Annotated in this window: 26 protein-coding genes; 11 read left to right on the forward strand and 15 right to left on the reverse strand. The window is 74.3% G+C overall.

The genetic code is table 11. From position 1 onward, the window contains the following. Positions 1 to 230: 230 nt before the first annotated feature. The 3 genes from ACFVHV_RS15650 to ACFVHV_RS15660 all read left to right on the forward strand — a co-directional run bounded on the left by ACFVHV_RS15650 (position 231) and on the right by ACFVHV_RS15660 (position 3,467). The gene (locus ACFVHV_RS15650; protein WP_380351583.1) at positions 231 to 890 is read left to right on the forward strand and encodes a rhomboid-like protein; all 660 of its coding nucleotides are present in this window, start codon (positions 231 to 233) and stop codon (positions 888 to 890) included. Positions 891 to 1,101: 211 nt separating this feature from the next. Beyond that, positions 1,102 to 2,514, forward strand: coding sequence for an argininosuccinate synthase (gene argG / locus ACFVHV_RS15655; RefSeq protein ID WP_359903975.1), 1,413 nt, complete (start codon positions 1,102 to 1,104; stop codon positions 2,512 to 2,514). Between the two features lie 284 nt (positions 2,515 to 2,798). Beyond that, positions 2,799 to 3,467 (forward strand): GAP family protein, encoded by a 669-nt coding sequence (locus ACFVHV_RS15660; RefSeq protein ID WP_380351585.1) that lies wholly within the window; start codon positions 2,799 to 2,801, stop codon positions 3,465 to 3,467. Positions 3,468 to 3,569: 102 nt separating this feature from the next. Here ACFVHV_RS15660 and ACFVHV_RS15665 read toward each other — a convergent pair whose 3' ends face one another. From ACFVHV_RS15665 to ACFVHV_RS15675, 3 genes are all read right to left on the reverse strand, one after another. Next, positions 3,570 to 4,379 (reverse strand): hypothetical protein, encoded by an 810-nt coding sequence (locus tag ACFVHV_RS15665; RefSeq protein ID WP_380351586.1) that lies wholly within the window; start codon positions 4,377 to 4,379, stop codon positions 3,570 to 3,572. Further along, positions 4,376 to 4,948, reverse strand: coding sequence for a sigma-70 family RNA polymerase sigma factor (locus ACFVHV_RS15670; RefSeq protein WP_359903967.1), 573 nt, complete (start codon positions 4,946 to 4,948; stop codon positions 4,376 to 4,378). The genes ACFVHV_RS15665 and ACFVHV_RS15670 overlap by 4 nt, the downstream gene beginning before the upstream one ends. A 355-nt stretch (positions 4,949 to 5,303) precedes the next feature. Beyond that, positions 5,304 to 5,777 (reverse strand): MarR family transcriptional regulator, encoded by a 474-nt coding sequence (locus ACFVHV_RS15675; protein ID WP_359903964.1) that lies wholly within the window; start codon positions 5,775 to 5,777, stop codon positions 5,304 to 5,306. 169 nt (positions 5,778 to 5,946) lie between these two features. On the opposite strand from ACFVHV_RS15675, the gene ACFVHV_RS15680 reads away from it, so the two are divergent. After that, positions 5,947 to 6,357 carry an organic hydroperoxide resistance protein gene (locus tag ACFVHV_RS15680; RefSeq protein WP_355266881.1) on the forward strand — a complete coding sequence of 137 codons (411 nt, stop codon included), beginning with the start codon at positions 5,947 to 5,949 and terminating at the stop codon, positions 6,355 to 6,357. Between the two features lie 161 nt (positions 6,358 to 6,518). Here the strand turns inward: ACFVHV_RS15680 and ACFVHV_RS15685 are convergent, their stop codons facing one another. Beyond that, positions 6,519 to 6,857: an SHOCT domain-containing protein gene (locus tag ACFVHV_RS15685; RefSeq protein WP_380351588.1), complete on the reverse strand. Its 339-nt coding sequence runs from the start codon at positions 6,855 to 6,857 to the stop codon at positions 6,519 to 6,521. Between the two features lie 152 nt (positions 6,858 to 7,009). Between ACFVHV_RS15685 and ACFVHV_RS15690 the strand changes: the two genes are divergently transcribed. Next, on the forward strand, positions 7,010 to 7,576 hold the full coding sequence (locus ACFVHV_RS15690) for a hypothetical protein (protein WP_380351590.1): 567 nt from the start codon (positions 7,010 to 7,012) through the stop codon (positions 7,574 to 7,576). A gap of 84 nt (positions 7,577 to 7,660) precedes the next feature. Here the strand turns inward: ACFVHV_RS15690 and ACFVHV_RS15695 are convergent, their stop codons facing one another. The 4 genes from ACFVHV_RS15695 to ACFVHV_RS15710 form a co-directional block, all read right to left on the reverse strand. Continuing rightward, positions 7,661 to 8,311, reverse strand: coding sequence for a beta-glucanase (locus ACFVHV_RS15695; protein ID WP_359903956.1), 651 nt, complete (start codon positions 8,309 to 8,311; stop codon positions 7,661 to 7,663). A gap of 140 nt (positions 8,312 to 8,451) precedes the next feature. Beyond that, the gene (locus ACFVHV_RS15700) at positions 8,452 to 9,078 is read right to left on the reverse strand and encodes a CBS domain-containing protein (protein WP_359904120.1); all 627 of its coding nucleotides are present in this window, start codon (positions 9,076 to 9,078) and stop codon (positions 8,452 to 8,454) included. Positions 9,079 to 9,373: 295 nt separating this feature from the next. Next, entirely contained in the window at positions 9,374 to 10,426 is a 1,053-nt protein-coding gene (locus ACFVHV_RS15705) for a substrate-binding domain-containing protein (protein ID WP_380351591.1), read from the reverse strand. A gap of 266 nt (positions 10,427 to 10,692) precedes the next feature. Continuing rightward, a complete protein-coding gene (locus ACFVHV_RS15710) occupies positions 10,693 to 11,892 on the reverse strand; it encodes an FAD-dependent monooxygenase (RefSeq protein WP_380351593.1) in 1,200 nt (399 codons plus the stop codon). Between the two features lie 121 nt (positions 11,893 to 12,013). Between ACFVHV_RS15710 and ACFVHV_RS15715 the strand changes: the two genes are divergently transcribed. Both ACFVHV_RS15715 and ACFVHV_RS15720 read left to right on the forward strand, forming a co-directional pair. Continuing rightward, positions 12,014 to 12,727 carry a TetR/AcrR family transcriptional regulator gene (locus ACFVHV_RS15715; RefSeq protein WP_359903948.1) on the forward strand — a complete coding sequence of 238 codons (714 nt, stop codon included), beginning with the start codon at positions 12,014 to 12,016 and terminating at the stop codon, positions 12,725 to 12,727. 121 nt (positions 12,728 to 12,848) lie between these two features. Continuing rightward, positions 12,849 to 13,649, forward strand: coding sequence for a HEAT repeat domain-containing protein (locus ACFVHV_RS15720; protein WP_380351595.1), 801 nt, complete (start codon positions 12,849 to 12,851; stop codon positions 13,647 to 13,649). A gap of 63 nt (positions 13,650 to 13,712) precedes the next feature. Here the strand turns inward: ACFVHV_RS15720 and ACFVHV_RS15725 are convergent, their stop codons facing one another. Then, positions 13,713 to 14,078, reverse strand: a complete 366-nt coding sequence (locus ACFVHV_RS15725) for a hypothetical protein (RefSeq protein ID WP_359903942.1) — start codon at positions 14,076 to 14,078, stop codon at positions 13,713 to 13,715. Between the two features lie 271 nt (positions 14,079 to 14,349). Here ACFVHV_RS15725 and ACFVHV_RS15730 point away from each other — a divergent pair, with 271 nt between their 5' ends. Beyond that, entirely contained in the window at positions 14,350 to 14,619 is a 270-nt protein-coding gene (locus tag ACFVHV_RS15730; RefSeq protein WP_359903939.1) for a GlsB/YeaQ/YmgE family stress response membrane protein, read from the forward strand. Positions 14,620 to 14,695: 76 nt separating this feature from the next. On the opposite strand, the gene ACFVHV_RS15735 is transcribed toward ACFVHV_RS15730, so the two are convergent. Continuing rightward, entirely contained in the window at positions 14,696 to 16,597 is a 1,902-nt protein-coding gene (locus tag ACFVHV_RS15735; RefSeq protein ID WP_359904117.1) for an amino acid transporter, read from the reverse strand. Between the two features lie 470 nt (positions 16,598 to 17,067). Here ACFVHV_RS15735 and ACFVHV_RS15740 point away from each other — a divergent pair, with 470 nt between their 5' ends. Then, a complete protein-coding gene (locus ACFVHV_RS15740) occupies positions 17,068 to 18,660 on the forward strand; it encodes a N,N-dimethylformamidase beta subunit family domain-containing protein (RefSeq protein ID WP_380351597.1) in 1,593 nt (530 codons plus the stop codon). An 11-nt stretch (positions 18,661 to 18,671) separates the two neighbouring features. Here the strand turns inward: ACFVHV_RS15740 and ACFVHV_RS15745 are convergent, their stop codons facing one another. Then, on the reverse strand, positions 18,672 to 19,499 hold the full coding sequence (locus tag ACFVHV_RS15745) for a hypothetical protein (RefSeq protein WP_380351598.1): 828 nt from the start codon (positions 19,497 to 19,499) through the stop codon (positions 18,672 to 18,674). Between the two features lie 158 nt (positions 19,500 to 19,657). Here ACFVHV_RS15745 and ACFVHV_RS15750 point away from each other — a divergent pair, with 158 nt between their 5' ends. Both ACFVHV_RS15750 and ACFVHV_RS15755 read left to right on the forward strand, forming a co-directional pair. Beyond that, a complete protein-coding gene (locus ACFVHV_RS15750) occupies positions 19,658 to 20,392 on the forward strand; it encodes a polyprenol monophosphomannose synthase (RefSeq protein WP_359903933.1) in 735 nt (244 codons plus the stop codon). Between the two features lie 110 nt (positions 20,393 to 20,502). Then, positions 20,503 to 21,753 carry an aromatic acid exporter family protein gene (locus ACFVHV_RS15755; protein WP_359903930.1) on the forward strand — a complete coding sequence of 417 codons (1,251 nt, stop codon included), beginning with the start codon at positions 20,503 to 20,505 and terminating at the stop codon, positions 21,751 to 21,753. Between the two features lie 77 nt (positions 21,754 to 21,830). On the opposite strand, the gene ACFVHV_RS15760 is transcribed toward ACFVHV_RS15755, so the two are convergent. The 4 genes from ACFVHV_RS15760 to ACFVHV_RS15775 all read right to left on the reverse strand — a co-directional run bounded on the left by ACFVHV_RS15760 (position 21,831) and on the right by ACFVHV_RS15775 (position 26,342). After that, positions 21,831 to 22,280 carry an SRPBCC domain-containing protein gene (locus tag ACFVHV_RS15760; RefSeq protein WP_380351600.1) on the reverse strand — a complete coding sequence of 150 codons (450 nt, stop codon included), beginning with the start codon at positions 22,278 to 22,280 and terminating at the stop codon, positions 21,831 to 21,833. A gap of 4 nt (positions 22,281 to 22,284) precedes the next feature. Next, entirely contained in the window at positions 22,285 to 22,758 is a 474-nt protein-coding gene (locus ACFVHV_RS15765) for a VOC family protein (protein WP_359903924.1), read from the reverse strand. 90 nt (positions 22,759 to 22,848) lie between these two features. Next, positions 22,849 to 24,864 carry a phosphocholine-specific phospholipase C gene (locus ACFVHV_RS15770; RefSeq protein WP_380351602.1) on the reverse strand — a complete coding sequence of 672 codons (2,016 nt, stop codon included), beginning with the start codon at positions 24,862 to 24,864 and terminating at the stop codon, positions 22,849 to 22,851. A 44-nt stretch (positions 24,865 to 24,908) separates the two neighbouring features. Beyond that, positions 24,909 to 26,342 (reverse strand): endonuclease/exonuclease/phosphatase family protein, encoded by a 1,434-nt coding sequence (locus ACFVHV_RS15775; protein ID WP_380351604.1) that lies wholly within the window; start codon positions 26,340 to 26,342, stop codon positions 24,909 to 24,911. Between the last annotated feature and the right edge of the window lie 331 nt (positions 26,343 to 26,673).

Genomic DNA, 26,673 nt, shown 5'->3' on the forward strand with positions numbered 1-26,673 from the left:
CCGCCACCCGCCACCGGTCGCCGAGTCGCCGAGTCGCCGAGTCGCCCGCAACGACCTTCCACAACGACATGGCCGCACGGGAGAACCGCGCCTCCCGGCACCCCGCCTCCGGCCCCGGCGCCTTCCGGCCGTTCGCGTACGCTGACGCTCGGACCGTCCCGGCCGCGGCCTTCCCGCCGCGCACCGGGCGAGCCGGTTCCGGGAACCGCCGAACAAGGGCACCAGGCACGATGAGCGATCGCCTCGCCACGAGGACACCGACCGGCCCCGCGGCTTCCCGGCACCCCGCGCTGAGAGCCGCCGTCCGGCTGCGCCTCACCACGGCGTACGTCCTGCTGCTGACCGTGACGGCCTCCTGGCTGGCGAGCCAGGGCCATGCCGAGCGGGCCCGGTTCGTGCGGCACAACAGCAGCAACGTCCATCACCTGGAACTTGGCCAGTGGTGGACCGTGTTCACCAGCGGCCTCGTGGTCGACGGGGTCCCGTCCTGGGCGGGTATCGCGGCGGTCGCCGTCGTCCTGGGCCTGGCCGAGTGGCGCTGGGGTCCGGCCCGGGCCGGTGCGGTCTTCGTCTTCGGGCACCTGGGCGCCACCCTGCTCACCGAGGGCGCCATGTGGGTGATGCTGACGGCCCGCATCCCGGGCGCGCTCTCCCGCGCCCGGGACGTGGGCATCAGTTACGGCCTGGTCGCGACCGGTGCCTGCCTCCTCGCGCTCGGCCCGCGTCCGCTGCGTCGCTTCGGACTGTCGGCGCTCGCCGTGGCCCTGGCCGCCGCCTGGGCGCTGGATCAGCAGCTGGCCGACGCCGGCCACCTGGTCGCCCTCGGGCTGGGCACGCTCGCCTCCCGTACCGCCTGGCTGCGCACCCGGGCACCCGCCCCGACCCCCTGATCGGCCGCAACTACCCGTCGGGCCAAGCGAGTCGGCAGGATCACCGCCCGATACGCGGCGGCCGGGCAGCCCTCTGCGGCCACCCAGGCTTTCGTATGCTCTTGCATTACTCTGCAAATCTATGCCAGAGTTCGGGCATCGGATCGATTACGCCGAATCCCGTCACACATCGCTAGATCAGGGGCCCGCCATGCGGGTCAAGGGTGCATCCATGTCGAAGGTCTTGAGCAAGCTGCCGGTCGGTGAACGGATCGGCATCGCATTCTCCGGTGGGTTGGACACCTCCGTCGCCGTCGCGTGGATGCGCGAGCACGGTGCGTTCCCCTACGCCTACACGGCCGACATCGGCCAGTACGACGAGCCGAACCTCGCCGACGTCCCGGCCCGTGGCCGCGCGTACGGCGCCGAGCAGGCCCGGCTGGTCGACTGCCGGGCCGAGCTGGTCGAGGAGGGCCTGGCCGCCCTCGCCTGCGGCGCCTTCCACATCCGCTCCGCCGGGCAGACGTACTTCAACACCACCCCGCTCGGCCGCGCGGTGACCGGCACCCTGCTGGTGCGCGCCATGCAGGAGGACGGCGTCTCCATCTGGGGCGACGGCTCCACCTACAAGGGCAACGACATCGAGCGGTTCTACCGCTACGGCCTGCTGGCCAACCCCAACCTGCGGATCTACAAGCCGTGGCTGGACCAGGCCTTCGTCGACCAGCTCGGCGGCCGCAAGGAGATGTCCGAGTGGCTCGCCGAGCGCGACCTGCCGTACCGGGACTCCGCCGAGAAGGCCTACTCCACCGACGCCAACATCTGGGGCGCCACCCACGAGGCCAAGCGGCTGGAGTACCTGGACACCTCCCTGGAGATCGTCAGCCCGATCATGGGCGTGGCCTTCTGGGACCCCGAGGTCGAGATCCTGACCGAGGACGTCACCGTCGAGTTCGAGTTCGGCCGCCCGGTCCGGATCAACGGCCAGGAGTTCGCCGGCGCCGTCGACCTGGTCCGCGAGGCCAACACCATCGGCGGCCGGCACGGTCTGGGCATGTCGGACCAGATCGAGAACCGCATCATCGAGGCCAAGAGCCGGGGCATCTACGAGGCCCCCGGCATGGCGCTGCTGCACATCGCCTACGAGCGGCTGCTCAACGCCATCCACAACGAGGACACCATCGCCACGTACCACACCCAGGGCCGGCGGCTCGGCCGGCTGCTGTACGAGGGCCGCTGGTTCGACCCGCAGTCGCTGATGCTCCGGGACAGCATCCAGCGCTGGATCGGCCACCCGGTCACCGGCAGCGTCACCCTGCGGCTGCGGCGCGGCCAGGACTACTCGGTCCTCGACACCCAGGGCCCCCACTTCAGCTACCACCCGGAGAAGCTGTCGATGGAGCGCAGCGTCGACGCCGCGTTCGTCCCGGACGACCGCATCGGCCAGCTGACCATGCGCAACCTCGACATCGCCGACTCCCGCAGCAAGCTGGAGCAGTACGCGGTGCACGGCCAGCTGGCGCCGTGGAGCGGCCTGATCGGCGAGCTCGCCCCGGGCGGTGCGGCTCCCATCGCCGCCGGCAACGGTGACGAGAAGGACCCCACCGCGCTCGACCTCGCGGCGATCGAGTCCGGCACCGACTGACGCGGCCCGTGCCCGCGGAGGGCCGTCGCACCCCGGTGGTGCGGCGGCCCTCCGTCGCTCTCCGCCTCACCCTCCGCCCGCACCCGCCCGTCGGCGCCCACCCCCGCACCCGCCCGCACCCACACGTCGGCACCCTTCGGCGCCCCTCGGCGCCGATCCCCGCACCCGCCCGCACCCGCGCTCCGCTCCGCCCTCACCCTAACGGCGGCACCGGCCGTGCGCCGCCCGCCCGTCGGTAGCTGAATGGCGGACGGCGCCCGGCGGCGGGAAGGGCAGGTGCGGGGATGGGCGAGGCGATCGGCCCGATGCTGGCCTCCGCGGTGGCGGTCGCGCTCTCCCCGCTGCCGCTGATCGCCCTGCTCCTGATCCTCGCCTCACCGCGCGGCCGGGCCAACGGGATCGCCTTCACGGCCGGCTGGCTGCTCGGCCTGACCGCGGTGGTGGCCGCCGTCGTGGCGGCGGGAACCGCGTGGAACCCCACCGGCACCACGCCGACCTGGCCGTCCTGGCTGAAGCTCGCCCTCGGTGTCGTGCTCCTCCTGCTGGCCGCCCGGCAGTGGCGCGAGCGGCCGCGCCCCGGCCGGGTCACCGCCCCGCCGGTCTGGCTGCTCTCGATCGACCGGCTGTCCGCCGCCCGGTCCGCCGGTCTCGCCGTGGTCCTGGTCGTGACCCGTCCGAACACCCTCGTCCCGGCCGTCGGCGGGGCCGCCTCCATCGCCGCCGCCCCGACCGGTGGCCGGGAGGCGGCGGTGGCGGCCGCCGTGCTGGTGCTGCTCGGTTCGCTGGGCACCCTGGTGCCCTTCGCGGTCCACCTGCGGGCCGACGGCCGCACACGGCGCTCCCTCGGCGAGTTGCGGGCCTGGACGGCCACCCACAACGCGGCGATCATGGTCGTCGTCCCGCTGCTGCTCGGCGCGGAGTACCTGGGCGCCGCCGTTTCCGGGCTCACCTGACCCCCTGCCCTCCCCCCGGCCCCCAAGCCCCCCGGCCCGCATGCTCCCCCGCCCCAGCCCGGCACGCGCCCCCACACCGGCCGCCCCGACAGCCGCACCCGGTCACCGGATCCGCACCACTCCCCGCCCCCGTACCGCCCGGACCGCCAACCGCCCGGGGTCGGCCCCCGGCCGCGCCGCGACCGCTTCCCGCACCGTCAGCAGGATCTCGCCGTCGTAGCGCTCCGCCAGCACCCGCGCCAGCTCCGCCGCCCCGCCCGGCCGGACGTCCGGCGCCAGCTCCGGCAGCCGGCCCGGGGCGCTGAGGTCCTGGGCCTGGGCCGCCCAGTGGGCCGCGTCGCACCGCTCGCCCTCGGCCGTGTAGTGCACCGCCAGGCAGTGCACGGCCAGCTGGTCCCCGTACTGGGCGGCTATCCGCCACCAGAAGACGCCGTCCGCCGTGCGCCCCATGCCGTACAGCAGGCAGCCCAGGGTGCGGAAGGCGGTCTTCTCGGCGAGTTCGAGGTCCAGGGCCAGCTCGCCCGGCTCCACCGCGCCCGCCACCCCCGCGCACAGGTGCCGCAGGTCGCGCCGCAGCTCCGCCCGCCCTCCGGCCCACCGGGTCTGCCCGGGGAGCGCCCCGGGACCGGGTCCCGCCCCCGGACCGGAGCCGGCGCCCGCCCCGGCACCCGTGCCCAGCCCGGCGCCCGTCCCCGTCCCCGCCGCCGGTCCCGGGCTCGGCCCCGAGGCCGGCGCGTGCGGCGGCCGGGCACCGGCGGGCGGCCTGGCGGGGCGTTCGCGCACGGCCGGGGCGGGCCGTCGAACGGCGGCGAGCCGCTCGGCCAGCCGACGCGTGAAGTCCACCGGATCGTGGTCGTCGAACTCGCGGGCCAGCTCACCGGCGTGCACGCGCAGCAGGTCCACGACCTTCATGTCCGCGCCCCGTCGTCGTCCGGGTGCTCCAACAGGTACTCCAGGTGGCGCCGTCCGAGGCTGTAGTAGGTGCGGGCGGTGGTGTGCGCGATGCCGAGGGACCGTCCGATGTCGTGGTAGGAGAGTCCCGCCTGGCGCAGCCGCACCACGTCGGCCTGGACCGGGGCGGCCCGCGCGAGCTCCTCCATCGCCCAGTCCAGGGCGTCCAGTTCGGCGAGTTCGTTCAGCTCGTCCTGGCTGGTGTCGGGACGGCGCTGGGCGATCACCCGCAGTCGCTTGCGTTCGGTGCGGCGGCGCTCGCGCAGCACGTCCACGACCGCGTCCTTGACGATCTTGAAGGCGAAGGCCTGCGGATCGGGGCTGGCCAGGGCCCGGCGCCAGTTCTTGTAGAGCGTGGTGCCCGCGTTCTGGACGGCGTCCTGGGCGTCCTCACGGTGCCGCAGGCGCTGCTGGGCGTAACGGAGGTACCCGGAGTTCTCGCGAGTGAAGAAGGCCTCGAAGTCGTTCGGCAGGTCGCCGAGCGGGTCGGCTCGCAGGCCCCGCTCCTCGCCCGGCCCGGGAGTGCTCACGCGGCCCCCCTTTCATCGGTCGGCTGGCCGGCCCACCGGGTGGCACGCCGACGGCCCCTTGGGGGCTCGTGGTGTAACCGTCCGGGAGCTCCGGGTTGTTGACCGGATCGGGCGGACAATTGCCGAACGTTTCCGTTCACTTCCGAACAGCGTGGCTGACCTGGCGCTTCGCCCTCACGAGCCCGGCCCGAGGGGCAACAATGTGACCCAGATCACAGGGTGCGGGAGGGTGGCTTGACAAGCCCCACGACCGCACCCCCCACCCCCCCCCCCCCCCCGCCCCCCCCCCCCCCCCCCCCCACCACCCGACCCCCCGCCGGCCGCCCCCCCCCCCCGACACCGGCCGCTTCGCCCCCTACGGAGCCGGCTCCACCTCCGCCGCGTCCAGCGCGGCGGTCACCCGGTCCAGCAGTCCGCGCAGCGCGGCCAGGTCCTCGACCGGCAGCCCGGTCGCCGCGAGCAGCCGGCGCGGGACCTGCCCGGCCCGCTCACGCAGCGCCGACCCCTCGGGGGTCGGCCGGACGGTGACCGACCGCTCGTCCTCCGCACTCCGCTCGCGGCGCACCAGTCCGGCCGCCTCCAGTCGCTTGAGCAGCGGGGAGAGCGTCCCGGAGTCCAGCCGCAGCCGCTCGCCGATCCGCTTGACGGGCAGCTCGCCCTCCTCCCACAGCACCAGCATCACCAGGTACTGCGGGTAGGTCAGCCCGAGGTCCCGCAGCAGCACCCGGTACACGCCTCCGAAGGCGCGGGAGGCCGCGTTGAGCGAGAAGCAGATCTGCCGGTCGAGGCGGAGCAGCTCCTCGTCGGCCATGCCGGAATGGGTGGTCATGGACCCATGGTACCGATCACCATCACGCCATTGAGTTGTGCGCAATTGAATTGCGTGCTCTACTGGTCTCAGCGCAGCGACGACCCAGCGGCCGCCGCGAAGCACGCCGGACCGGCAACCGCCCGGACCACCGGCCGCAGGAACACCCAGGACCTGAAGGGACGCCACCATGGACGCGCTCTACACCGCAGCCGCCACCGCCAACGGCCGGGAGGGCCGTGCCGTCAGCTCCGACGGACAGCTGGACCTCGCCCTCGCCATGCCGCCCGCGCTCGGTGGCAGCGGCCAGGGCACCAACCCCGAGCAGCTCTTCGCCGCCGGCTACGCCGCCTGCTTCGCCAGCGCCCTCGGCCTGGTCGGCCGGCAGGCCCGGGTGGACACCAGCGAGGTCTCGGTGACCGCCGAGGTGTCCATCGGCAAGGACGGGGCCGGCTTCGGCCTCGCCGTCGTGCTGCGCGTCGAGCTGCCCGAGTCCCTCGCGGGCGAGACCGGCGAGCTGCTGGTCAAGCAGGCGCACGAGGTCTGCCCGTACTCCCGCGCCACCCGGGGCAACATCCCGGTCGAGCTGGTCGTCGAGTAGGCACCCGGCCATCGGCCGGTCACCGACACCCCGCCGCCCCCCGACCGGCAGACCACGGCCCCGCCCCCCGGCGACTGAGCGGGCCCGCCGCACCCGAAGTGCGGCAGGCCCGCTCCGTGTCGCCCCGGGGTCGATCGCCGCCGGACCGATCGCCACCGGAATCAATCGCCGCCCGGCCCGTTCGCCGAACGCAGCGTCTCCAGTCGGTGCCGGTACTCCTCCGCGTCGATCTCACCCCGGGCGAACCGCTCCGCGAGCACCTGCTCCGGTGGCGTCCCCCAGCCCCCTTGGCCCCCCTGCCCCGCCTGGCCCCAGCCCTGCGGGCCGCCCGCGCCCGGAGCCGCCCGACCGGGCGGGATCGGCTGCCGCGAGCGCGAGAAGTAGCGGAACAGGGCCACGGCCAGGAGCACGGCGATCACCAGGAGCAGCAGCGTCCCGAACGCCATCAGCCCCATGCCCCAGCCACCCACGACGTGGTCGTGTCCGTGCCAGTACCTCATCAGGACCTCCTCCTCCGGCCCCCGTCGGGGCCCGCCGAGGTGAGCAGCGCCTACCACCATCGTGCGCCCGCCACCGGTGAAAGCGGCATGAGGGAAGCCTGAGAAAACGGTCCGGTGCCCGGCGCGGCGCCCACCGGGGTAGCGTGCCGCTCGTGACCCACCATCCGCCGCCCGTGTCCCACCCCGAGTGGCCCACGGCTCAGCAGCCACCCACGGCCTTCCGGCCGCCGGACGACGACCGCTCCCCCGAGCAGCTCGTCGCCGCCGGGGTGCTGCGGCGCCACCCGGACCCGCGCCCCGTCCCGTCGCTCGGCCACTCCCCGATCGGCTACGTCACCACCGCGCTCTGGGCCGAGCTCACCGCCCTCGCCATCGCGCCGGCCGCCGCCGAGAGCACCGCCGCCGCGCTGCTGCGCGCGCTCGCCGACCGCGCCGTGGACGCGGCGCTCGCCCCGGGCAACGAGCGCGCCCCGCGTGACGACCTGTACGTGACCGACCCCGCCCACATCGGCCCGCACCGCCGGGCGGTCTGGTTCCAGCGTTCCGGCCGGCCCGGTCCACCGGGCGCGAACGGCCTGTACGGCCAGAACGGCCGGAACGGTCCGCAGGGCCTGTACGGCCCACGCGATCCGCACACCCTGCTCACCCCGCTCGACCCGCGCGGCGGGTACGCCCCGCGCGGCCCGATCACCGCCGCCTTCGCACCCCACGAACCGTAGGCACCCGACGAGTCGCAGGAGCCCCACGGAGCGCCGTCACCTCGGGCACCCGTGAGCCCGCCCGCCCGCTCGGCGCCCGCCCGCTCAGCGTTCGACCCGGAGGCCGCGGCAGACCCAGCTGAGCCGGTCCGGCCCGCCGTAGGGCGGCCGGTCGTGGTACGTCCCGTCCGCCACCGACATGTTGACGATCAGGTACGCGTGCCAACCGGACCCGACGCCGTGCAGGTCCGCGTAGACCAGCTCGTCCTCCACGTACCAGTCCACCGAGTTCGCGCCGAGCACCACCCGCAGATCGAAGGTCGCCCCCGGCCCGATCCCGGAGCCCGCGCCGTGCCAGTACCGGTAGCCGCCCCGAACGTGATTGGAGATCTCCAGCAGGTCGGGGTTGTCCGGGTGGTACTCGAAGACGTCCACCTCGTTGCCGCCGTCCCGCCAGGTCCAGATCGCCGGCCAGGCGCCGAGCTCGACGGGCAGTGTCACGCTCGCCGACAGCACGTCCCCGGCACGGAGCTGGAAGCCGTCCGGACTGCCCTCGGTGGTCAGCAGGTTGCAGCTCCACAGCCCGCCGCTGTGCCGCCGGACGGCCGCGAACACCCCGTCGGGGCAGTAGTCGCGGTTGAGGTAGTCGAGTTTGTGGTCGCTCCGGTTGGTCGGCCCCATCCGGGGATAGGCGCTGCTGCGCCCGGCGATCCACTGACTGGTCGAAGTGAAGTCCGCGTCGAACACGACTGCCACGGCCGCCTCCCCGAAGCTCCGCCGTCCCGGCAGTCCGCACTGACGGGCACACAGGGTGAGTTACCCGATACCCTCCGCAGTATGCGAAGCGGATCGTTCGGGTCCGGGACGAACGTGCGAATCGGGGGCGGCGCGGCCGGTCAGCCGACCGGCGCCGCCCCTTCGGCCCCGAGCCGGTCGGTCACCGAGACCACCCCGTCCACCGAGCGGCACAGGTTGAGCACGATCGGCACCAGGTGTTGCTCGGGCACGGTGCCGCTGAGCACCACCCGCCCCTGGTTGACCTCCACCCCGACCTGCGCCGGGCTGACCCCGTCGATCCGGCCGAGCACCTCCTCGACGATCTCGCGCCGGATCACCACGTCCTCGCGCAGGAACACCCGCAGCAGGTCGCCGCGGCTGACCATGCCGATGACCCGCCCCTCCTCGTCCAGCACCGGCAGCCGCTTCAGGCCGTGCCGGCTCATCAGCCGCGCCGCCGCGACGATGCTGGTGTCCGGCGTGGTGCAGACCGGTTGCGCCGTCATCAGATCGGCCGCGGTCACCTCGCCGTTCGGGCCCGCCTGCGCCGACTCGGGCGCGGGCAGCAGGCTGGCCGGGTCCTCCTGCGCGGCCAGGGTCCGCAGCAGGTCGGCCTCCGAGACCACGCCGAGCGGGCGCGCCTCCGGGTCCACCACCGGCACGCCGGTGATGTCGTACTCGCTCAGCAGCGTCACGATCTCCCGGAATCCGGTCTCGGGGGAGACCAGGACGACGGGGCTGGTCATCACGGATTCGACGGTGGCATGCCGCACGCCGGTTCACCTCGTCCAACGATCCTGCTCCGACCGGACGCGGATCGTCCCGGCCGGTACCGGCAGCATCGCTCGCGGCGGCGCCGATCGCCAGGGGCCAAGGGGCCGAACGGGTGGGACCTTGGGCCCCCGCCCGCGAACACGTTCCCGACACCCCCGCCCGTGAACACGTTCCCGACACCCCGGCCCGCGAGCACGCTCCCGGCACCGGGTCCGCCGGGGACGCACCCCCGGCCGCACATCCCCCGGCACCACGCCCCCGACGGGATCACGCGTGCACGGTCGTCCCGCAGGCGAAGGAGCCCATCGGCAGGAAGCCGTGGCTCCGGACGTCCGCCTCGGCGACCGGGGAGGTGCAGAACCAGCCCTCCGGGCCGACGCCCCTCCAGTCGCCGTCCCGCACCCCGAGGTAGAGGACCCGGCCGTACCAGCTCTGGAGGAGGTACTCGCTGATCTCACCGCCGTCCGTCGGGGCCACTCCGTCCAGGTTCTTCGGCACCAGCACCCCGGGGTCGTCGCCCGGCTTACGGTGCCCGCCGGTCACCTGGCCGAGCCAGCGGCCGACCGAGTACGGGACGATCGCGTTCGGATCGTGCAGGACCGCGTCCTCGCCCTGGTCGTCCGCGACACCGGAGGTCACGCACGGGCCCGCGTAGAAGGCACCCGGATCGCCGCCGTTCACGGCGCCGGACGCGAAGGCGGTCATCTCGTCGGAGGTGTAGGTCGATCGGCGGTAGCTGGAAGTCGAGGAGAAGTAGCCGGGCACCACCGGCCTGATCGTCGCGTCCGGCAGCCGGGAGTCGATCTGCCGCCAGTTGGTGATGTCGCAGGCGTAGATCGACCGCAGCTGGAAGCTCGTCAGGTTGTTCGGCGCGTTGCCACCCGCCGGGGCCGCCCAGGTCACCGCGTCCTTCACGAACGGGATGAAGTCGATCGAGATCGGGTCGGTCTGCTGCGGCGGCCGGCTCAGCCGGACGAAGTCGACCGTGGCCCCGGTGTTGGCCACCAGGGTGTTCAGGGCCTGCTTGGTGTTGGCCGGCCGGAAGACGGTGGTGGCCCCCGCCTTGGAGGTGATCGTGCCGGATCCCCGGGCGTCCCAGCTGTACAGCCGGGGTGAGGTGGTGTCCCCGGCCGCCGCGAGCGAGGCGTTGTAGTCCGCCGCGAGCTTGTTGAGGAGCGCGTCGGCGGCGGGGGCGCCCATGCCGACCAGGTCGGTGCTGACGGGCGCCGGAGGGTCGGCGGGGGCGGGGGCGGCCGTGGCGAGGGCGAACGCGGCGGCCAGTGCGGCGGCGGCGCCGGCCCGGGTGGCGAGGCGAGGCATGCGGGGTCCCTGGAAGGTCGGCGGGGCGGTACCGGGATCCTCCGGGGTCCGGGCCCTCCACGACAGCCCCGCCGAACCGGGCGGGCGGGCAGACCCCCTGCTCGGCGGCGGGAGGGCGGCCGCCGCTCGTCGAACGTTCTTCCAGCGGTGGCCCGCCGGATGTCCGTCGTACGTCCGCCGGCCACCCGGGAGGGCGCGGCCGTCGCACGATCGACTCGCGGGACCGTCCGGGTGGAGGCTCCTGGTGCCGCACCGGGTGTCGCCGGTCAGCCGGCGAGTTCCCTCGGACGGCGCGACTCGCGCTCGTAGTCCGGCAGTTCGACGCTGCTGACCCGCTTTCCCAGCTCCAGCATCCGCTCCAGCGCCCAGCGCCGGTTGAGCAGCGCGTTGCGGAACCGCAGGCCCGCGGCCGTGCGCGGGGCGAGGAACGGCCCGGTCCGGTCCCCGCCCTTCTGGCAGCCCTGCGCGTAGCCGCGCAGCAGTTGCTCGTACCGCCCGAAGGCGGCCCGGTGGTCGCCGCGCGCCCGGGCCAGCTCGCCCGCCAGGACGTACGCGGCCACCACCGCCGTGCCGGTACCCATGCCGCCGATGGTCGCCCCGCAGGCGGCGTCGCCGATCAGGGCGATCCGGCCGGTCGACCAGGCGGGCACGTCGGCGCGGCTGATCGAGTCGAAGTACAGCTCGGGGGCGGCGTCCAGGCTCTCCAGCAGCTGCGGCACCCGCCAGCCGAGGCCCGTGAAGGCGGCCCGGACCAGCGCCTTCTGCCGCGCCGGGTCGTGGCGGTCGTGGCGCAGCTCGGGCGAGGCGAAGAGGCAGAACGCGCCGGCCCGGTCCGGGTCGCGGTGGGCGGCGCCGACGGACATCAGCCGGCCGGGGGCGTTGAGGCCGACCGCGCCCGTCGGCAGCCCGAGGTCGTTGGGCAGCTGCCAGGTGGCCGCGTAGTAGCCGAGGTGGCGGACGTAGCGCCGCTCGGGGCCGAAGGCGAGCCGGCGGACGGTGGAGTGCAGCCCGTCGGCGCCGATCACCAGGTCGAACTCGCGTGGTGCCGCGTGCCGGAAGGTGACCCGGACTCCGCCCGGGGTCTCCTCCAGTGCGGTGACCGAGTCGCCGAAGACGTACTCGGCGCGGGCGCTGCTGTGCCGGTGGAGCAGTTGGGCGAGTTCCCCGCGCGGGACCTCCAGGTCGCCGCCGGCGAATTCGGCGGGCAGGTGCAGCAGCTGGCGCCCGTCGGGGCCCACGAAGGTCATCGGGCTGCCGCCGGTGCCGAGCGTGCGCAGTTCCTCCAGGACTCCCATCCGCTCCAGCACGGTCAGGTGGGTGCGGCCGCGGAAGTCGACGTCCTGGCCGCCGTCGCGCAGTGCGGGGGCCAGCTCGACCACGGTCACCTCGAAGCCGTACCGGCCCAGCCAGTGGGCCAGCGCGGGGCCGGCGATGCTCGCGCCCGAGATCAGGACCTTGGTGCTCATGGAAACCACTCCGTCCGGGAATCAGAAAACTGTGTCTCGCGGACACTGTTCGTTGCTGTGTACGGTAGACACAGTTGGCCTGGAAGGACAACCCCCCAGGCCGCGGCCCAGGACGGAGCGGATGATGGCCGAGGCGGCGAACGACACGGTGCGACTGCTCTGGGGGCCGCCGGCCAGACCCACCCGGGGGCCGAAGCCGGCCCTGAGCCTGGAGCGGATCGCCGCGGCCGGGGTCGAGGTCGCCGACGCGGAGGGACTCGCCTCGGTCTCCATGCAGAAGGTGGCCGGACTGCTCGACTTCACCAAGATGTCGCTCTACCGCTACGTCCCCGGCAAGGCCGAACTGATCGCCCTGATGGTCGAGTCGGCCGTCGACGCGCCCCCGGACGCCTCGGAGGGGGCCGACTGGCGGGATCAACTCACCGCCTGGGCCCACCACTTGGCCGAGTCCTTCGCCCGCCACCCGTGGCTGCTGGACGCCACCGTCGGCGCGCGGGTCATCGGCCCGAAGGAACTCTCCTGGCTGGAAGGGGTGGTGACGGCACTCGACGGCCACGGGCTGACCGGCCCCGAACGGATGGACGCCGCCGTCCTGCTCACCGGGCACGTACGCGGGATCGCCGCGCAGGCCCGCGCCGCCGGGTCGGCCGCCACCCCCGAGGCCGAACTCCTCGCCGCCCTCGGCACCGTGGTCCGGGAGCACGCCGACCGCTTCCCCGCGGTCGCCGCCGCCATGGCCGATCCGGGCGGCCGCGACCAGGCGCTGGAGTTCGGCCTGGAGCGCATCCTGGACGGACTGGCCGCCCTGATCGAGCGCCGCGCGGACACCGCCTGACGCGTGCGGACACCGCCTGACCCGCGGGGCCTCCCCGGACCGCCGGGCCGCCTACCCGCCCGGCGGTGGCACCCGGAAAATCGCTCGGAGCGCCGACGGTCGCTCGCTAGGATCGCGCCCCATGGCGATGTTCGTGCACCTGACCGCCGCGGCGAACGCGCCGCGCATCCGCCGCGCCGGGATCCGCGCCGACAGCCGGGGCCAGGGCGGCGCGCGCGGGGTGTACTGCTTCCCCGTGCTGCCCTCGTACACGCTGACCCACCAGTGGCTGCGCGAGCTGGCCCGGTTCGGCCCCAAGGGCGCGCTGGTCGCGGTGCACCTCCGGCTGGACGACGAGCAGGAGGTCCTGGCCGGCCACTACCGCGACCGGGCCCGGGGCGTCCAGCAGCCGCTGCGCGCGGCCGAGGCGGTCCGGCGGATCGGCGCACTGGCCGACCCGCGCGGCTGGGAGGTGTTCCTGCCGCGCGCGGTGGGCGCCCGCGAGGTGCACCGGGTCCGCGCCGTGCCGCAGGTCACCAGCTGGCGCTACGTGCCGGGCGCCCACGGCACCCGGCCCTGCACCTGTCAGGGCTGCCGGATCTACGGCGAGTACGGCGGCCGCCGGCTGCGCGAGCGCCACCCGCACCCGCTGGACGGCCCGCCGCCGCCCGTGCCCGTGGTGCTCGCGCGGATCGCGGCGGCCGGCGAACCGGGCGACCCGGCCGAACTGCGCTCCGCGCTGCACTGGTTCGGACTGCGCCGGCGCGGCCCGGTGGACCGGCTCGCCCGGCTGGCCTCCCATCCGGCCCCGGAGGTGCGCGAGGACCTGGTTCGGGCCGTCGGCCGCTGGTCCACCCCGGGCGTCGCCGAACTGCTGGACGGCCTGGCGGAGGATCCGCACCCGCGGGTCCGCGAGGCCGTCGCGGCGGTCCGGGACCTCTGAGGTCCCGGCCGGGTTCGGGCCCCGGCGCCGGATCGCGCGTCGGCGCCGGGTCGTGCGTCGGCGTCAGGAGACGCGCTTGAGCTGCCAGGAGTTCTTCTCCAGGCTCGGCACCGCGGAGTACTGACAGCCGGAGCTGTAGAAGGTGCTCACGATCGTCCAGCCGGCCGGCGGCCAGGTGGAGGCGCAGGCGTTGACGACGGTGCCGACCGGGTAGCCGGTGAGCTGCATGATCTTCTTGGTGTTCGGGGTGAACCCGGAGCCGCAGCCGGCGCTGTTCCACCACTGGACGTCCACGAAGCCGGTCGGCGTCAGCGAGGAGGAGCAGCTGGTGCTGGTGTCGCCGGGCGCGGCCTGGGCCGTCCCCATGGTGAGGGTGAGCGCGGCGGCGGCGCAGCCCAGGGTCAGCGCGGCGGAACGAAGTCGAATCACGGGGGTCGGCTCCTCTCGGCGACGCGGCACGTCCGCGTCCCGCCCATTCCTATCCGTGCGGCCGCGACGGCGGACAGCGGATTTCCGGCCCGACCTGCGGCGGGTTCTCTCCCGTCCCGGCCGGGAGCGGCCCGGTGGCACGCCGCCGACCTGCGCGGTCCCCGGTCGACGTGCCCGTTCGCCCGATCCGGGTGATCATGGGACGAACCGCGTCATCGGCGATTCGGCGCACCGGGCCGTCGGCCCGGGTGCGCCCGGAAGGTGGACTGCGATGTTCCAGCTCCTGTGGATTCTGCTCATCGGCTTCGTGCTGGGCGTGATCGCCAAACTCATCCTGCGCGGACCGCAGTCGATCCCCTGGTGGCTGACCATGCTGCTCGGCGCCGCCGGGGCCTGGCTCGGCAACGCCGTCTCCGGCTGGATCGGTGTCCGCCACACCTCGGGGATCGACTGGATCCGCCACATCCTGCAGATCGTCTTCGCCGTGGCCCTGGTGGCCTTCGTCGCCCCGGCGTGGAGCAGATCCCACCAGAACCGCTGAGCGGCCGGCGCGCCGTTCCGTCCCGAAGCCGGGAGGGCCCGGTCACGCGCCGTGCTGGCCGCCGTCGGCCGGGCGCTCAGCCCACGTGGACGGCCGGTCGGCGTGAGCGGTCCGGTTCGGCCTCGCGCAGCACCTCGCGGGTGACCGGGGCGATCTCGCCCTGTCCGAACAGGAAGAACCGCAGGAACTGGGCGAACGGGTTGCCCTCGGTCCATTCGAAGTAGATGTGCGGCTGCTGCCCGGTGAGGTCGCGCACCCGGAGCAGCAGGGCCGCCAGGGCGTTGGGCACGCTGGAGCTCTCCAGGGTGAGCACCCGGTAGCGGTCGTGCAGCACCTCGCCGCGCACGGTCAGTTCGGCCTCGAAGTCGGACGGGTCGAGCACGGTGACCTCGACGAAGACCAGGTCGTCCTCGGCCGGGATGTCGTTGTCCCGCCGGATCTGGTGGATCTTGTCACGGTACTCGGCGAGGTCGCGGCTGTTCGGTTCGTTGGCGATCAGCCGCAGCGGGCGGTGGGTGTAGTCCCGGACGAACCGTTCCGCGACGTCATCCAGCACCACGTCGGTGACGCGCAGTTCGAAGGCGCGCTTGAGCCGGGAGAGGAACGAGACCAGCATGATGCCCGCGATGAAGCAGGCGCCGATCTTGACCCCGTCCGGCCGCTCGGCGATGTTCACCGCCGTGGTGTAGAGGAACACCGCGGCGATCACCGCGAAGCCGGCCCGCCAGCGGCGCTGCCCGGCCTTGTGGGCGGCGATGGTGACGGCGATGGCGGCGGAGCTGATCAGCACCAGCACGCCGGTCGCGTAGGCGCCGCCCTGGGCGTCCACGTTGGCGTCGAAGATCCAGGTCACCAGGAAGGCGATCAGGGTGAGCACGACGACGGTCGGCCGCACCGCGCGGGCCCAGTGCGGGGCCATGCCGTAGCGGGGCAGGTAGCGCGGCATCAGGTTGAGCAGCCCGGCCATCGCGGAGGCCCCGGCGAACCAGAGGATGGCGATCGTGGAGAGGTCGTAGACGCTGCCGAAGGTGCTGCCCAGGTACTCGTGGGCGAGGAAGGCGAGCGCCCGACCGTTGGCCTGGCCGCCGGGCTCGAACTGGTCCGGCGGGATGAGCAGCGTGGTGATGAAGCTGGTGGTGATCAGGAAGACGCTCATGATCGCGGCGGCGGTGGTCAGCAGCTTGCGGGCGCCGCGGATCCGGCCGGTGGGCTTCTCCTCGGTGTCGTCCGGGTCGCCCTCGATGTGCGGCATCACGGCGACGCCGGTCTCGAAGCCGGACAGGCCGAGCGCCAGCTTCGGGAAGACGATCAGCGCGACGCCGATCATCGCGATCGCGTTGCCGTGCTCCACGGTCAGCGCGTCCGTCCACTCGGTGAACAGCTGCGGCTCGCTGAACACGTGCCACAGCCCGTTGGCCACCACCACGACGTTGAGCGAGAGGTACACCGCGACCAGCACCACGGCCAGGCCGATCGCCTCGCTGAAGCCCTTGAGGAAGACGGCGCCGAGCAGCGCGATCATGATCATGGTCAGCATGATCTGCTTGCCGGTCAGCGCGTCGTGCAGGTGCGGGTTCTCCACCAGGTGCGCGCTGGCGTCGGCGGCGGACAGGGTGATGGTGATCATGAAGTCGGTGGCGGCGAAACCCAGCAGGGTGAGCACGAAGAGCTTGCCCTGCCAGAAGGACAGCAGCCGTTCCAGCATCGCGATCGAACCCTGGCCGTGCGGGCTCTCCTGGGCCACCCTCCGGTAGACCGGCAGCGCGCCCAGCAGGGTGACGGCCACCAGCACGATGGTCGCCAGCGGCGAGACCAGCCCGGCCGCGAGCGCGGCGATGCCGGGCTGGTAGCCGAGCGTGGAGAAGTAGTCCAGGCCGGTCAGGCACATGACCCGCCACCAGCGCCGGCCCTCCTCGTGCGGAACCTCGGCGTGCGGGCCGGGGTGCTGCTTGGCCTTTTCGGCCAGGCCCTCCAGCATCCAGGCCCGGAACCGCCCGCGCCGGGAGTCCTGCCCCGCCCCCGCTTCGGCCGACCCCGACGAAACCACGTGCACCCCTGTCCACGACTCGGCCGGGCGCGGACGGCTCCGGACCCCCTGCGGCCGCCGGACGGCGCGCCTGGTCAGGCTAGGGGACCGGCCCGCCGGGGCAGGGCGACCGCGCCGGTCGACACACCCGGGTGCGCCCGTACGGCCCTGCCCGGTCGCGGGCCGTCCCGGCCGCCTTCGCCGGCGCCCCGCGGCGCCCCTGAAGCGCCCCAGTGGCGCCCCCACGGAGCCCGGCGACGGCTGCGGTCCGGCGCGGCGGCCCGCACGGGCCTCGCGAAACACGCGAGGATGTCCGCGCGGCCGACCCACCGGACCGGCGGCCCCCAGCGCGCCGCCACCGACCGGGTCGACGCGCCCACGGCCCCGGACACGGGCACGCACGAGGAAACACGGAGGTCGCGGTGGCGGAGCCGAGCCGGCGCAGGATTCTGGGCCTGGGCCTGATGGCGGCCGCCGTCACCTCCTGCGGCCACCCCCGCCCGGCCCCGGCCCCGGCCGCCGCCGCGCAGCCGTCCGCCGCGGCGGCCACGGCGGCCTCCTCCGCCCCGAGCGCCCCCGGCAGCCCGGCCCCCGACGGGCACACCGGGCCGACGAGCGAGCGCTCCCGCCCCGGCAACCCCGACTGGGAGATCACCGACCCCGGCCCGGACGACGCCATCGCGGGCTTCGCCGACCGGGTCAGCGTCCTGCCCGGCGAGCCCTTCGGCCTGCACGTCTCCACCCCGGCCGCGGCCTTCACCGTCTCCGCCTACCGGATGGGCTGGTACGACGGCGCCCGCGCCCGGCTGGTCTGGCGCCGCGAGCACGTCCCGGGCAGCCGGCAGGCCGCGCCGCACGTGGACCCGGAGACCCGCACCGTGCTGACCGGCTGGCAGCGCACCCTCGCGGTGGACACCGCCGGCTGGCCCGAGGGCGCCTACCTGCTGCGCCTGGACGCCGAGGACGGTTCCGGCCGGCGCTACGTCCCGCTCACCGTCCGCTCGGCGAGCACCGCCGGCAGGACCGTGATCATGAGCGCCCCGGCGACCTGGCAGGCCTACAACGAGTGGGGCGGCTACAGCCTCTACAACGGCCCGACCGGCGGCCTGGCCACCCGCTCGCTGAAGGCCGTCTTCGACCGTCCGTACGACTACGACCACGGCGCCGGGCTGTTCCTGGTCTACGAGGCGCCCCTGGTAGCCCTCGCCGAGCGGCTCGGCCTGCCGCTCGCCTACACCACCGGCATCGACGTGGCCCGCGAGCCCGGCCTGCTGACCGGGGCCGCCGCCGTCCTGTCGCTCGGCCACGACGAGTACTGGTCGCCCGAGCAGCGGGCCAACGTGGTCGCCGCCCGCGACGCCGGGACCAACCTGGCGATCCTGGGCGCCAACTGCTGCTTCCGCCGGGTCCGGTTCGAGCCGACCGACCTCGGGCCGGACCGCACGGTGGTCTGCTACAAGGACGCCTGGGCACAGGACCCGGGCCACCTGTCGGGCGCCCCGGCGACCACCGACTTCCGGGCCGGCCCGGGCGCCGACCCGGAGAGCTCGATGCTCGGCGTCATCTACGACGGCTACCCGGTGGACGCCCCGTACGTGGTCACCTCGCCCGGGCACTGGGCCTTCGAGGGAACGGGCGTCGCGGCCGGGGCCTCGTTCCCGCACCTGGTCGGGGTCGAGTACGACCGGGTGGACACCGGCTTCCCCACCCCGCGCCCGATCGAGGTGATCGCCCACTCCCCCGTGGTCTGCGACGGCCGCCGCTCCCACTCCGACACCGCCTACTGCACCGTGCCGGGCGGCGCCGGGGTGTTCGCCACCGGGACGATGCGCTGGGTCGAGGCGCTGGACGCCCGCGGCCCCGGCGGCGGCAGGGCCGACCACGGCATCGACGCGCACGCCGGGGACCTGGTCCGCCAGGTCACCGAGAACGTCCTGCGCGCCTTCGCCGCCGGCCCGGCCGGCCGGGCCCGCCCGGCCCAGGACAACCTCGCCGCCGTCTACGGCACGGCGTAGCGGGGGGCGGCTCAGCCGGTGGCCGGCGGGGTGAAAGTCTCCGCGGGGCCGAAGTCCGAGACGCGTTCCTTCGTCACGACCGGCTTGCCGGCGACCACCGTCGACTGCTCGCTGCGGACGGTCCGGCCGAGCCGGTCGATCCACAGCTCGCAGTCGGCCGCGTCCGTGCCCTCGTTCTGCCGCCCGACCCCGTAGCTCGGGTCCGCGCGGCGCAGCTCGGCCGGTGAGAGCCGGGCGCTCAGGTGGAACACCGGCACGCCCGCCTCGGTCTCCATGCCCTTGCGGGCGGCGGGCCCGGCGTCCAGCAGGACCTTGGCGTAGCCGTCGTCGTCGTATGCGCCGACCCCGGCGCTCGCCGGGGGCTTCTGATCAGTCGTCCACCGGGTCTCACCGTTCTCCTTGTTCCGCCGGTAGACGGCCTGGTCGATGATCACCCTCTCCTCCCAGGCCAGGACGGAGGACCCGCGGACCATCTTCGCCTCCGTACGGGATCCCTCGGCCGGAGTGTTGTGGTTCGACCGGCCGGTGACGGTGGTCAGCTCCTTCTCTCCGCCCTCGCCCCTCTCGACGGTCATCTCAAGGCTCGCGGCGTACGGCTCCCGGGAGCGGTGGGCGATCGCGACGGCGGGGTCGAAGGCTCCGGTCGCGTCGGCCGGTGCGCCCGTGGCGTCGGCCGGTGCGCCCGTGGCGTCGGCCGGTGCGGCGGTGGCGCCGGCGGACGCTCCGGCCGTGGGGGCGGCCTTCGGCGGAGCGGCGCCGTCGGCGCCGCAGCCGGTCAGCGTGGCCAGTGCGAGGACCAGGGCGGTGACGGGCAGAGCGGTGCTGCGACGAATCGTCAAGGAGGGCTCCGGGTCGGCGTTCGGAAAGGGCGGCGGCAGCCTCCCACATCGGCCCATCGCGGTCGAACGGGTTTCCGCCCCGGCCGGGGCGGGAGCCGGCCGCCACGCCGGATAGACTCGCACGGTCCCATCCGGAGCAGGCACGAGGGAAACAGAACATGGTCGAGGCCTCCCCCAAGGTCGTTGTGGTCGTCCCCACGTACAACGAGCGGGAGAACCTCCCGGTCCTCGCGGGCATGCTCGCGGAGCTTCCGGTGCCCAACCTGCACCTGCTGGTGGTCGACGACAACTCCCCCGACGGCACCGGCGAGATCGCCGACAAGCTGGCCGCGGACTCCGGCGGCACCGTGGGCGTGCTGCACCGCACCGAGAAGGACGGCCTCGGCCGCGCCTACCTGGCCGGCATGGCCAAGGCCCTGGACGAGGGCGCCGACGTGGTGGTGCAGATGGACGCCGACCTGTCCCACCCGGCCTCGGTGATACCCGTGATGGTCGAGACGCTGCTCGCCGACGACACCGCCGTGGTGCTGGGCTCGCGCTACGTCCCCGGCGGCTCGACCGCCGAGGAGTGGCCCTGGCACCGCAAGGCGCTGTCCGCCTGGGCGAACTTCTACGTCAACGCGATCCTGAGCCTCGGGGTCAGGGACGCCACCGCCGGGTTCAAGGCCTGGCGCGCGAGCGCCCTGCGCGCCATCGACCTGCCGACCGTGCAGAGCAACGGCTACTCGTTCCAGGTCGAGATGAACTACCGGGTCGTCAAGCAGGGCCTGTCGATCCGCGAGGTGCCGATCCGTTTCGAGGAGCGGATCGAGGGCGCCTCGAAGATGAGCATGGGCGTGCAGGTCGAGTCCGCGCTGGCCCCCTGGAAGCTGCGCTTCAACCGCGACAGCTAGCGGGCCCCGGCGGTGCGCCGGCCCGGCCCGACCCGGCCCGATGCGGGCGTACGGGTGCCGGAGTGCCCCGGGAGCGGTGTGAACGGCGGATGCGGGGAAAGAAGGGCGACATGGCCCTTCTCCCGGAGTCCCTCGCGGACCTGGTCCGCCGCAGCGCCCGAGAACCCTTCGTGGTCCAGACCGTCCGGGCCACCGTGGCGGCCACCATCGCCTACGCGGTGGCGACGCAGCTGAGCAGCGAGCCCGCCCCGCTGACGGCGCCGCTGACCGCGCTGCTGGTCGTCCAGGTCACCGTCTACTCGACGCTGAAGACCAGCATCCGCCGGGTCAACTCGGTGGTGGTCGGGGTGCTGATCGCGATCGGGTTCAGCGCCGTGGTCGGGCTCTCCTGGTGGAGCCTCGGGCTGATCATCCTGGCCTCGCTGGTCGTCGGCCGGTTCGTCCGGGTCGAGGAGTTCGTCCAGGAGGTCGCGATCAGCGCGATGCTGATCCTGGGCGTGACCAAGCTGGCCTCGCAAGCCTGGGACCGGGTGCTGGAGACGCTCATCGGCGCCGCCGTCGGCCTGCTGTTCAACCTGCTGTTCGCGCCGCCGGTCTGGGTGGACACCGCCGGGGAGTCGATCGAGGACCTCGCCCGGCGGGCCCGCCAGCTGCTCCTGGACATCTCCGAGGAACTGGGCCGCCCCACCCCGGTGGCCCGGGCCGCCGAACGGCTGCACGAGGCCCGGCGGCTGGACCAGGCGATCGCCGACGTGGACGCGGCGCTGCGCCAGGCGGAGGACAGCCTGCGCTTCAACCCGCGGATCAGCGAGGGGCTGCTGTCCCGGCTGGTGCTGCGCACCGGGCTGGACACCCTGGAGATCTGCGTCGTGGTGATCCGGGTGCTGGCCCGCTCGCTGACCGACCTGGCCAAGCGGCGCGCGCCCGGCGAACGGCTCTTCCCGCCGGACGTCGCGTCGGGGCTGGAGGAGCTGCTGGCGCACGTGGGCGACGCGATGGTGAGCTACGCGGTGCTGGTGACCACGCAGGTGAGCCGCAACGCGGAGGAGGCCGAGGACAGGCTGACCGCCGAGCTGGCGGCGGCCTGGGCCTGCCGGGAGAACGTCGCCCAGGTGCTGCTGCGCAAGGTCCAGGAGCACCCGGAGGCCTGGCAGTTGCACGGTTCGATACTGGCCGAGGTGGACCGCATCCTGGACGAGATGGACCTGGAGCACCGCAGCCGGCGGCTGATGGAGGAGCTGGACCGGGCCTCGGTGGCGAACCGGGAGCGGTTCTCCCGCTACGCCGCGCTGCGCCGCCTGCTGCGCGGCGAGCGGGCCCGCGGCGGCCGGTCCGCCACCGCGGAGCGCCCGGCGGCGTAGGGCGCTCCGCCGTGGCGGACACGCCCCGGCCGGGCGCCGTTCGCCACGGGCCGAGGGTCAGGGCCAGGGGGCAGGGGTCAGGGCATCAGCCAGGGCTGCTGCGGCAGCGGGTGGCCGGTCTCCAGGTAGGTCTTGAGGTTGGCGAGCACCGCCGACCAGCCCTGTTCGGCGTCCGCCCGGGCGGCCTCGTCGGCGAGGTCCACGTGGGTGACGGTGAGCCGGGTGAGGTCCTGCCAGCCCTGGAGCTCGAAGGTGACCCGGGAGGGGAAGGCGGCGTGCTGCTCCTGCGGGCCGGCCCAGGTGGTGACCAGCAGGTGCGGGCGGTCGACCGCCTCGACGGTGCCGATGACGTCGGCGGTCCCGGAGCCGTCGGTCCGCTGGTGTTCCCAGGGCGCGCCGAGCAGCCAGGTGGAGACGTTGCGGTGGCCCCAGTAGAGGCCGGACTCGTCGGCGTTGGTGAGCGCGTGCCAGACCCGCTCGGGGGTGGCCCGCAGGTAGGTGATGCCGCGGTGGCCGAAGGCGGTCACGGCCTCACCCCTGCGCCGCGTCGAGCAGCGGCTGGATCTCGATCTTCTGCATCCGCAGCATGGCCGCGAAGACGCGGTCCGCTTTGGCCCGGTCCTCGCCCGCGACCAGGTCGAGCAGCACCCGGGGGGTGATCTGCCAGGAGAGGCCGTAGCGGTCCTTGAGCCAGCCGCACGGACCCGGCTGACCGCCGTCCGCGGTGAGCTCCGCCCAGAGCCGGTCGACCTCCTGCTGGTCCTCGCACTCCACCTGGAGCGAGATCGCCTCGGTGAAGTGGAACGCCGGACCGCCGTTGAGGGCCGTGTACTCGCGGCCGGCGAGCTCGAACTCGACGGTCATCACCGAGCCCGCCGGGCCGGGGCCGGTCTCGCCGTACCGGTTGGTCCTGGTGACCCGGGAGTCCGGGAACAGGGTGGTGTAGAAGGCGACGGCCTCTTCGGCCCGGTCGTCGAACCAGAGGAAGGTGGTGATCTTCTGCATGCGCCCGACGGTAACGGCGGGCTCCGGCACGGCGGCCGAGCCACGGCCGGGGGTCACCGGATCGGCGCCCCCGGCCGGGCCGGCCGGGGCTCAGTGCACCCAGCCCGCGTAGCGCTGGACGAAGCGCTGACCGGTGTGGGCGGTCACGACGACGTCGTAGCGGCCCTGCTTGTCCAGCGGCCAGGCCAGGTCGGCCTGCTTGCCGGGCTTGACGTGGACGGTCTGCGCGGTGCCCGCGAAGTCGTTGGGCGCGGCGGTGAAGGCCACGTCGGTCATCCCGTCGTTGGCCACCTGGAGGGTGAGCCCGCGGTTGCCGCGCAGGTCGGCGGTGACGATCGGCACGCCGATGTCGTTCTGGCCGTCCTGGCCGTCGCGCACCACGGTGCCGGCGAAGCGTCGGACGAAGCCGTCCGGGCCGTGCACGGTGAAGTCGTAGCGGCCGCCGGTGGCGGCGGCGTCCCAGACGTAGCGGGCGGTGGCGCCGGGGGCGACGGTGTACGGGGTGCCGGCGAAGGGGAGCAGGATGTTCGGGTAGACGGTGTACGGGAAGGCCACCGAGCCGTCGTTGCTCATCGTGCAGGTGACCCTGCCGGTCTTCCGGTCCGCCTCGACGTCGGCCCACGGCTGGTACGGAAGCGGCCGGTGCGGGCGTTCGCCGCGCTCCTGGACCGGCATCGCCTGGGCGCCGACCGCCGGCAGCGCGACGCCGGGCAGCTTGGTGCCCGCGTCGGCCCTGGCCATCAGGGCCTTGGTGTCGGGCAGCGCCGGGATCGAGTGCTCGGGGGCGGCGAAGTCGAAGCAGCTGGTGAGGTCGCCGCAGACGGCCCGGCGCCAGGCCGAGATGTTGGGCTCGGCCACCCCGGTGACCAGCTCCATGAAGCGCAGCACCGACGTGTGGTCGAAGACCTGGGAGTTGACCCAGCCGCCGCGCGACCAGGGCGAGATCACCCAGAGCGGCACCCGGTTGCCGAGGCCGATGGCCCGTCCCTGGGTGAACTCCTCGGGGGTGCCCGGCTCGGGGGTGGGCGGGACCATGTGGTCGAAGTAGCCGTCGTTCTCGTCGTACATCACCAGGAAGACGGTGTGCTGCCAGACCTCCGGGTTGGACATCAGCGACTGCAGGGCCTGGTCGACCCAGTGCGCGCCGTAGGCCGGACCGGCCTCCGGGTGCTCGGAGAACAGGTAGGGCGCGACCAGCCAGGAGACGGTCGGCAGGGTGCCGTCCTTGCAGTGGCGGTCGAAGTCGGCGGGGTCGAACTTCGTCATCGCGTTGACGTACCGCGGGTCGTCGTGCGGGAACTCGTGGAACTGCTTGAAGTAGGAGAGCGCGTTGTCGTCGTAGTCGCCGGTGCGGTCGTCCTTGCTGGGGTTGTGGTAGACGCGCCAGCTGACGCCGGCCGCTTCCAGGCGCTCGGCGTAGGTGGTCCAGTCGGCGACGGGGTTGTCGGTGACCGGGGTGTTGTCGATCCACGGGCCGGTGGTGCCGTCCCGGCCGGGGCCGGCGGTACCGGTCCACAGGTAGAGGCGGTTGGGGTCGGTGGGGCCGGCCAGCGAGGTGAAGTAGGCGTCGCAGACGGTGAACGCGTCGGCCAGGGCGTACTGGTAGGGGATGTCGTCGCGGGTGAAGTAGCCCATGGTGCGCTCGCCCTTGGCGGCGATCCACTTGTTCATCGCACCGTTGTTGATGGCCTGGTGGCCGGTGGCCCAGTCGTGCGGGAGGCCGCCGGCGTTCTGGGCGTTGTACTTGGCGGTGTCCATCCGGTAGGGCAGCATCGCGCCGCCGTCGCCGCGCCGGCTGTCGGGCTGGCGGAAGACGTCGGTGCCGTCCGGGAATTGGAGCGCCTGCTTGTCGCCGAAGCCGCGGACGCCGGCCAGGGTGCCGAAGTAGTGGTCGAAGGAACGGTTCTCCTGCATCAGGACGACGACGTGCCTGACGTCCTTGATGGTCCCGGTGAGCGGGGCGGCGGGCTTGGCACCGGCGGCGGGGGCGGGGGCGGGGGCCGGGACCGGGGCGGCGGCGGCCTGGGTGGCCGCCAGACCGGTCAGGGCGGTGGCGCCGGCGGCCGCGGTGGCGCCGACGAAGGTGCGGCGGGAGAGCTCGGGCATGACGAACTGGCCTCTCGGAGCTGGGGGGTGGGGAGCCGGGGAGCTCAGAGCCGGAAGGTGGCGACCGCGGCGGCGGTGTCGGAGGGCCACTCGTTGGCGGCGGAGCCGGGCTCGGGCTGCGGCCAGTCGGCGACCAGGGTGTGCGCCTCGACCAGCTTCAGCGGGCCCGCGTACTGGACGTAGTCGACGCGGTCCTGCGGCTCCGGACGGTCGCCGCGCCGCTTGCGGGTGGGCGACCAGGTGTTGCCGGGGGCCTTGACCGGGTCGGGGCACTCCTCGCGGAAGGTGTCGGTCAGTCCGGCCCCCTGGAGGGCCGCGGTGACCGGCCAGGCGAGCGCGCCGACGCCCTGGTGGGCGGCGGCGGTGGCGGCCGTCCAGTCGCGGTGCGAGGGCGAGGAGAGCGCGCCGGCCAGCACCACCGGGGTGCGCCGGGCGATGTCGGTGCGGACGGCGGCCGCCAGCGCCCGGGCCTGCCGCAGCCGCAGCGAGCCGTTCTCGGCGGCCTCCACCTCGGCGGCGCTCCGCCCGTCCTGGACGGCGTACGGGCCGTAGCCCGCCTCGTCCAGGTGCGCGGCCCAGAAGCGGACGCTGCGGCCGCCGGGCAGTCGCAGGGTGGCCGCGGCGGCGGGCAGTTCGGCGGTCGGGGCGGTGACGTCGGTGAGCGGGTGGCGGCTGAGGATGCCGACGCTGCCCGGGCTCTGGTAGGCGTACCAGCCGAGGGCGTCGGCCAGGGTCCTGGCCCGCTCCCCCGCGGTCTCCTGCAGGGCGAGCACGTCCAGGCCCTGGGCGAGGACCACGCGCAACTGCTTCTCCAGCGCGTCGGTGTGGGCCGAGCCCGCGTCGTGCAGGTTCCAGCTGGCGGCCTTGAGGCGCAGCGGTGCGGCCGGGTCCGCCACCGGGACCAGGACGGTGACGGTGTCGGTGGCACCCGTGCTGTCCTTGACGCCGACGACCACCGGCTCGGGGTTCTTGCCGGCGGCGGGGGCGGTGCCGGTGAGCGTGCCGTCGGCGCTGACGGAGGCCCAGGCCGGGCCGCCGACCTTGCGGTAGGTGGCGGAGCCGGCCGGGTTGCCGGCCGGGCGGGACCAGAGGCCGCCGAGCCGGACCGTCACGGCGGCGCCCGGGGCGACGGGCGTGGCGGTGAACGCGTCCACGGCGGCGTGCGGGCGGACGACGGCGGGCTTGGGGCGGAAGGAGAACGGCTCGGTCCTGGCGAGGATGCCGTAGCCGTCCTTGGCGAGCAGGTAGGCGGTGTACGGGCCGCCGGTCAGCGCGGAGGTGTCGAGCTGGACGTCGCCCGAGGTGCCCGGGGTGTACTTCCACAGCAGCGAGCCGCCGTTGCCGGGCTGGCGGCCGCCGTCGTAGATGCCGACCCAGTTCTTGGCGTCGGGGGCGTCGGTGGTCCACTGGAAGGTGAGCCGGTCGCCTTCGGTGGGGTTGGTGGAGGAACTGAGCGTCAGGGCGCTGCCTGCGGCCACGGTTGTCCTGTCCGCCGCCCGGGACCGGGCCGCCGGGGGACGGTTCGCCGGGGCCGGGTACGGCTGGTCACGGAGGCTGGGAGAAGGGAGCTCGCGCAGTTGGCTGTACAACTGCGGGCGGCCTCATTCACCCGAAGGCCGGCGACCGGCGCATGAACGAAGCATGACGGGGCGTCGGGCGGTGCGGGAACTTCGGTGGGCGCACCTGCGGACATGCGACGGGGGTGGGGGGGGGGGCGGCCGCCCCGCCCCCCCCCCCGGCCGGGGGCCCCCGCGCCGGGCCCCCGGGGCGCCCCCGCCCCGGGGAGAATAGAAAACCAAGCCCCCCCAC

The organism is Kitasatospora sp. NPDC127116 (assembly GCF_042677365.1).
Classification (GTDB): domain Bacteria; phylum Actinomycetota; class Actinomycetes; order Streptomycetales; family Streptomycetaceae; genus Kitasatospora; species Kitasatospora lactacystinica.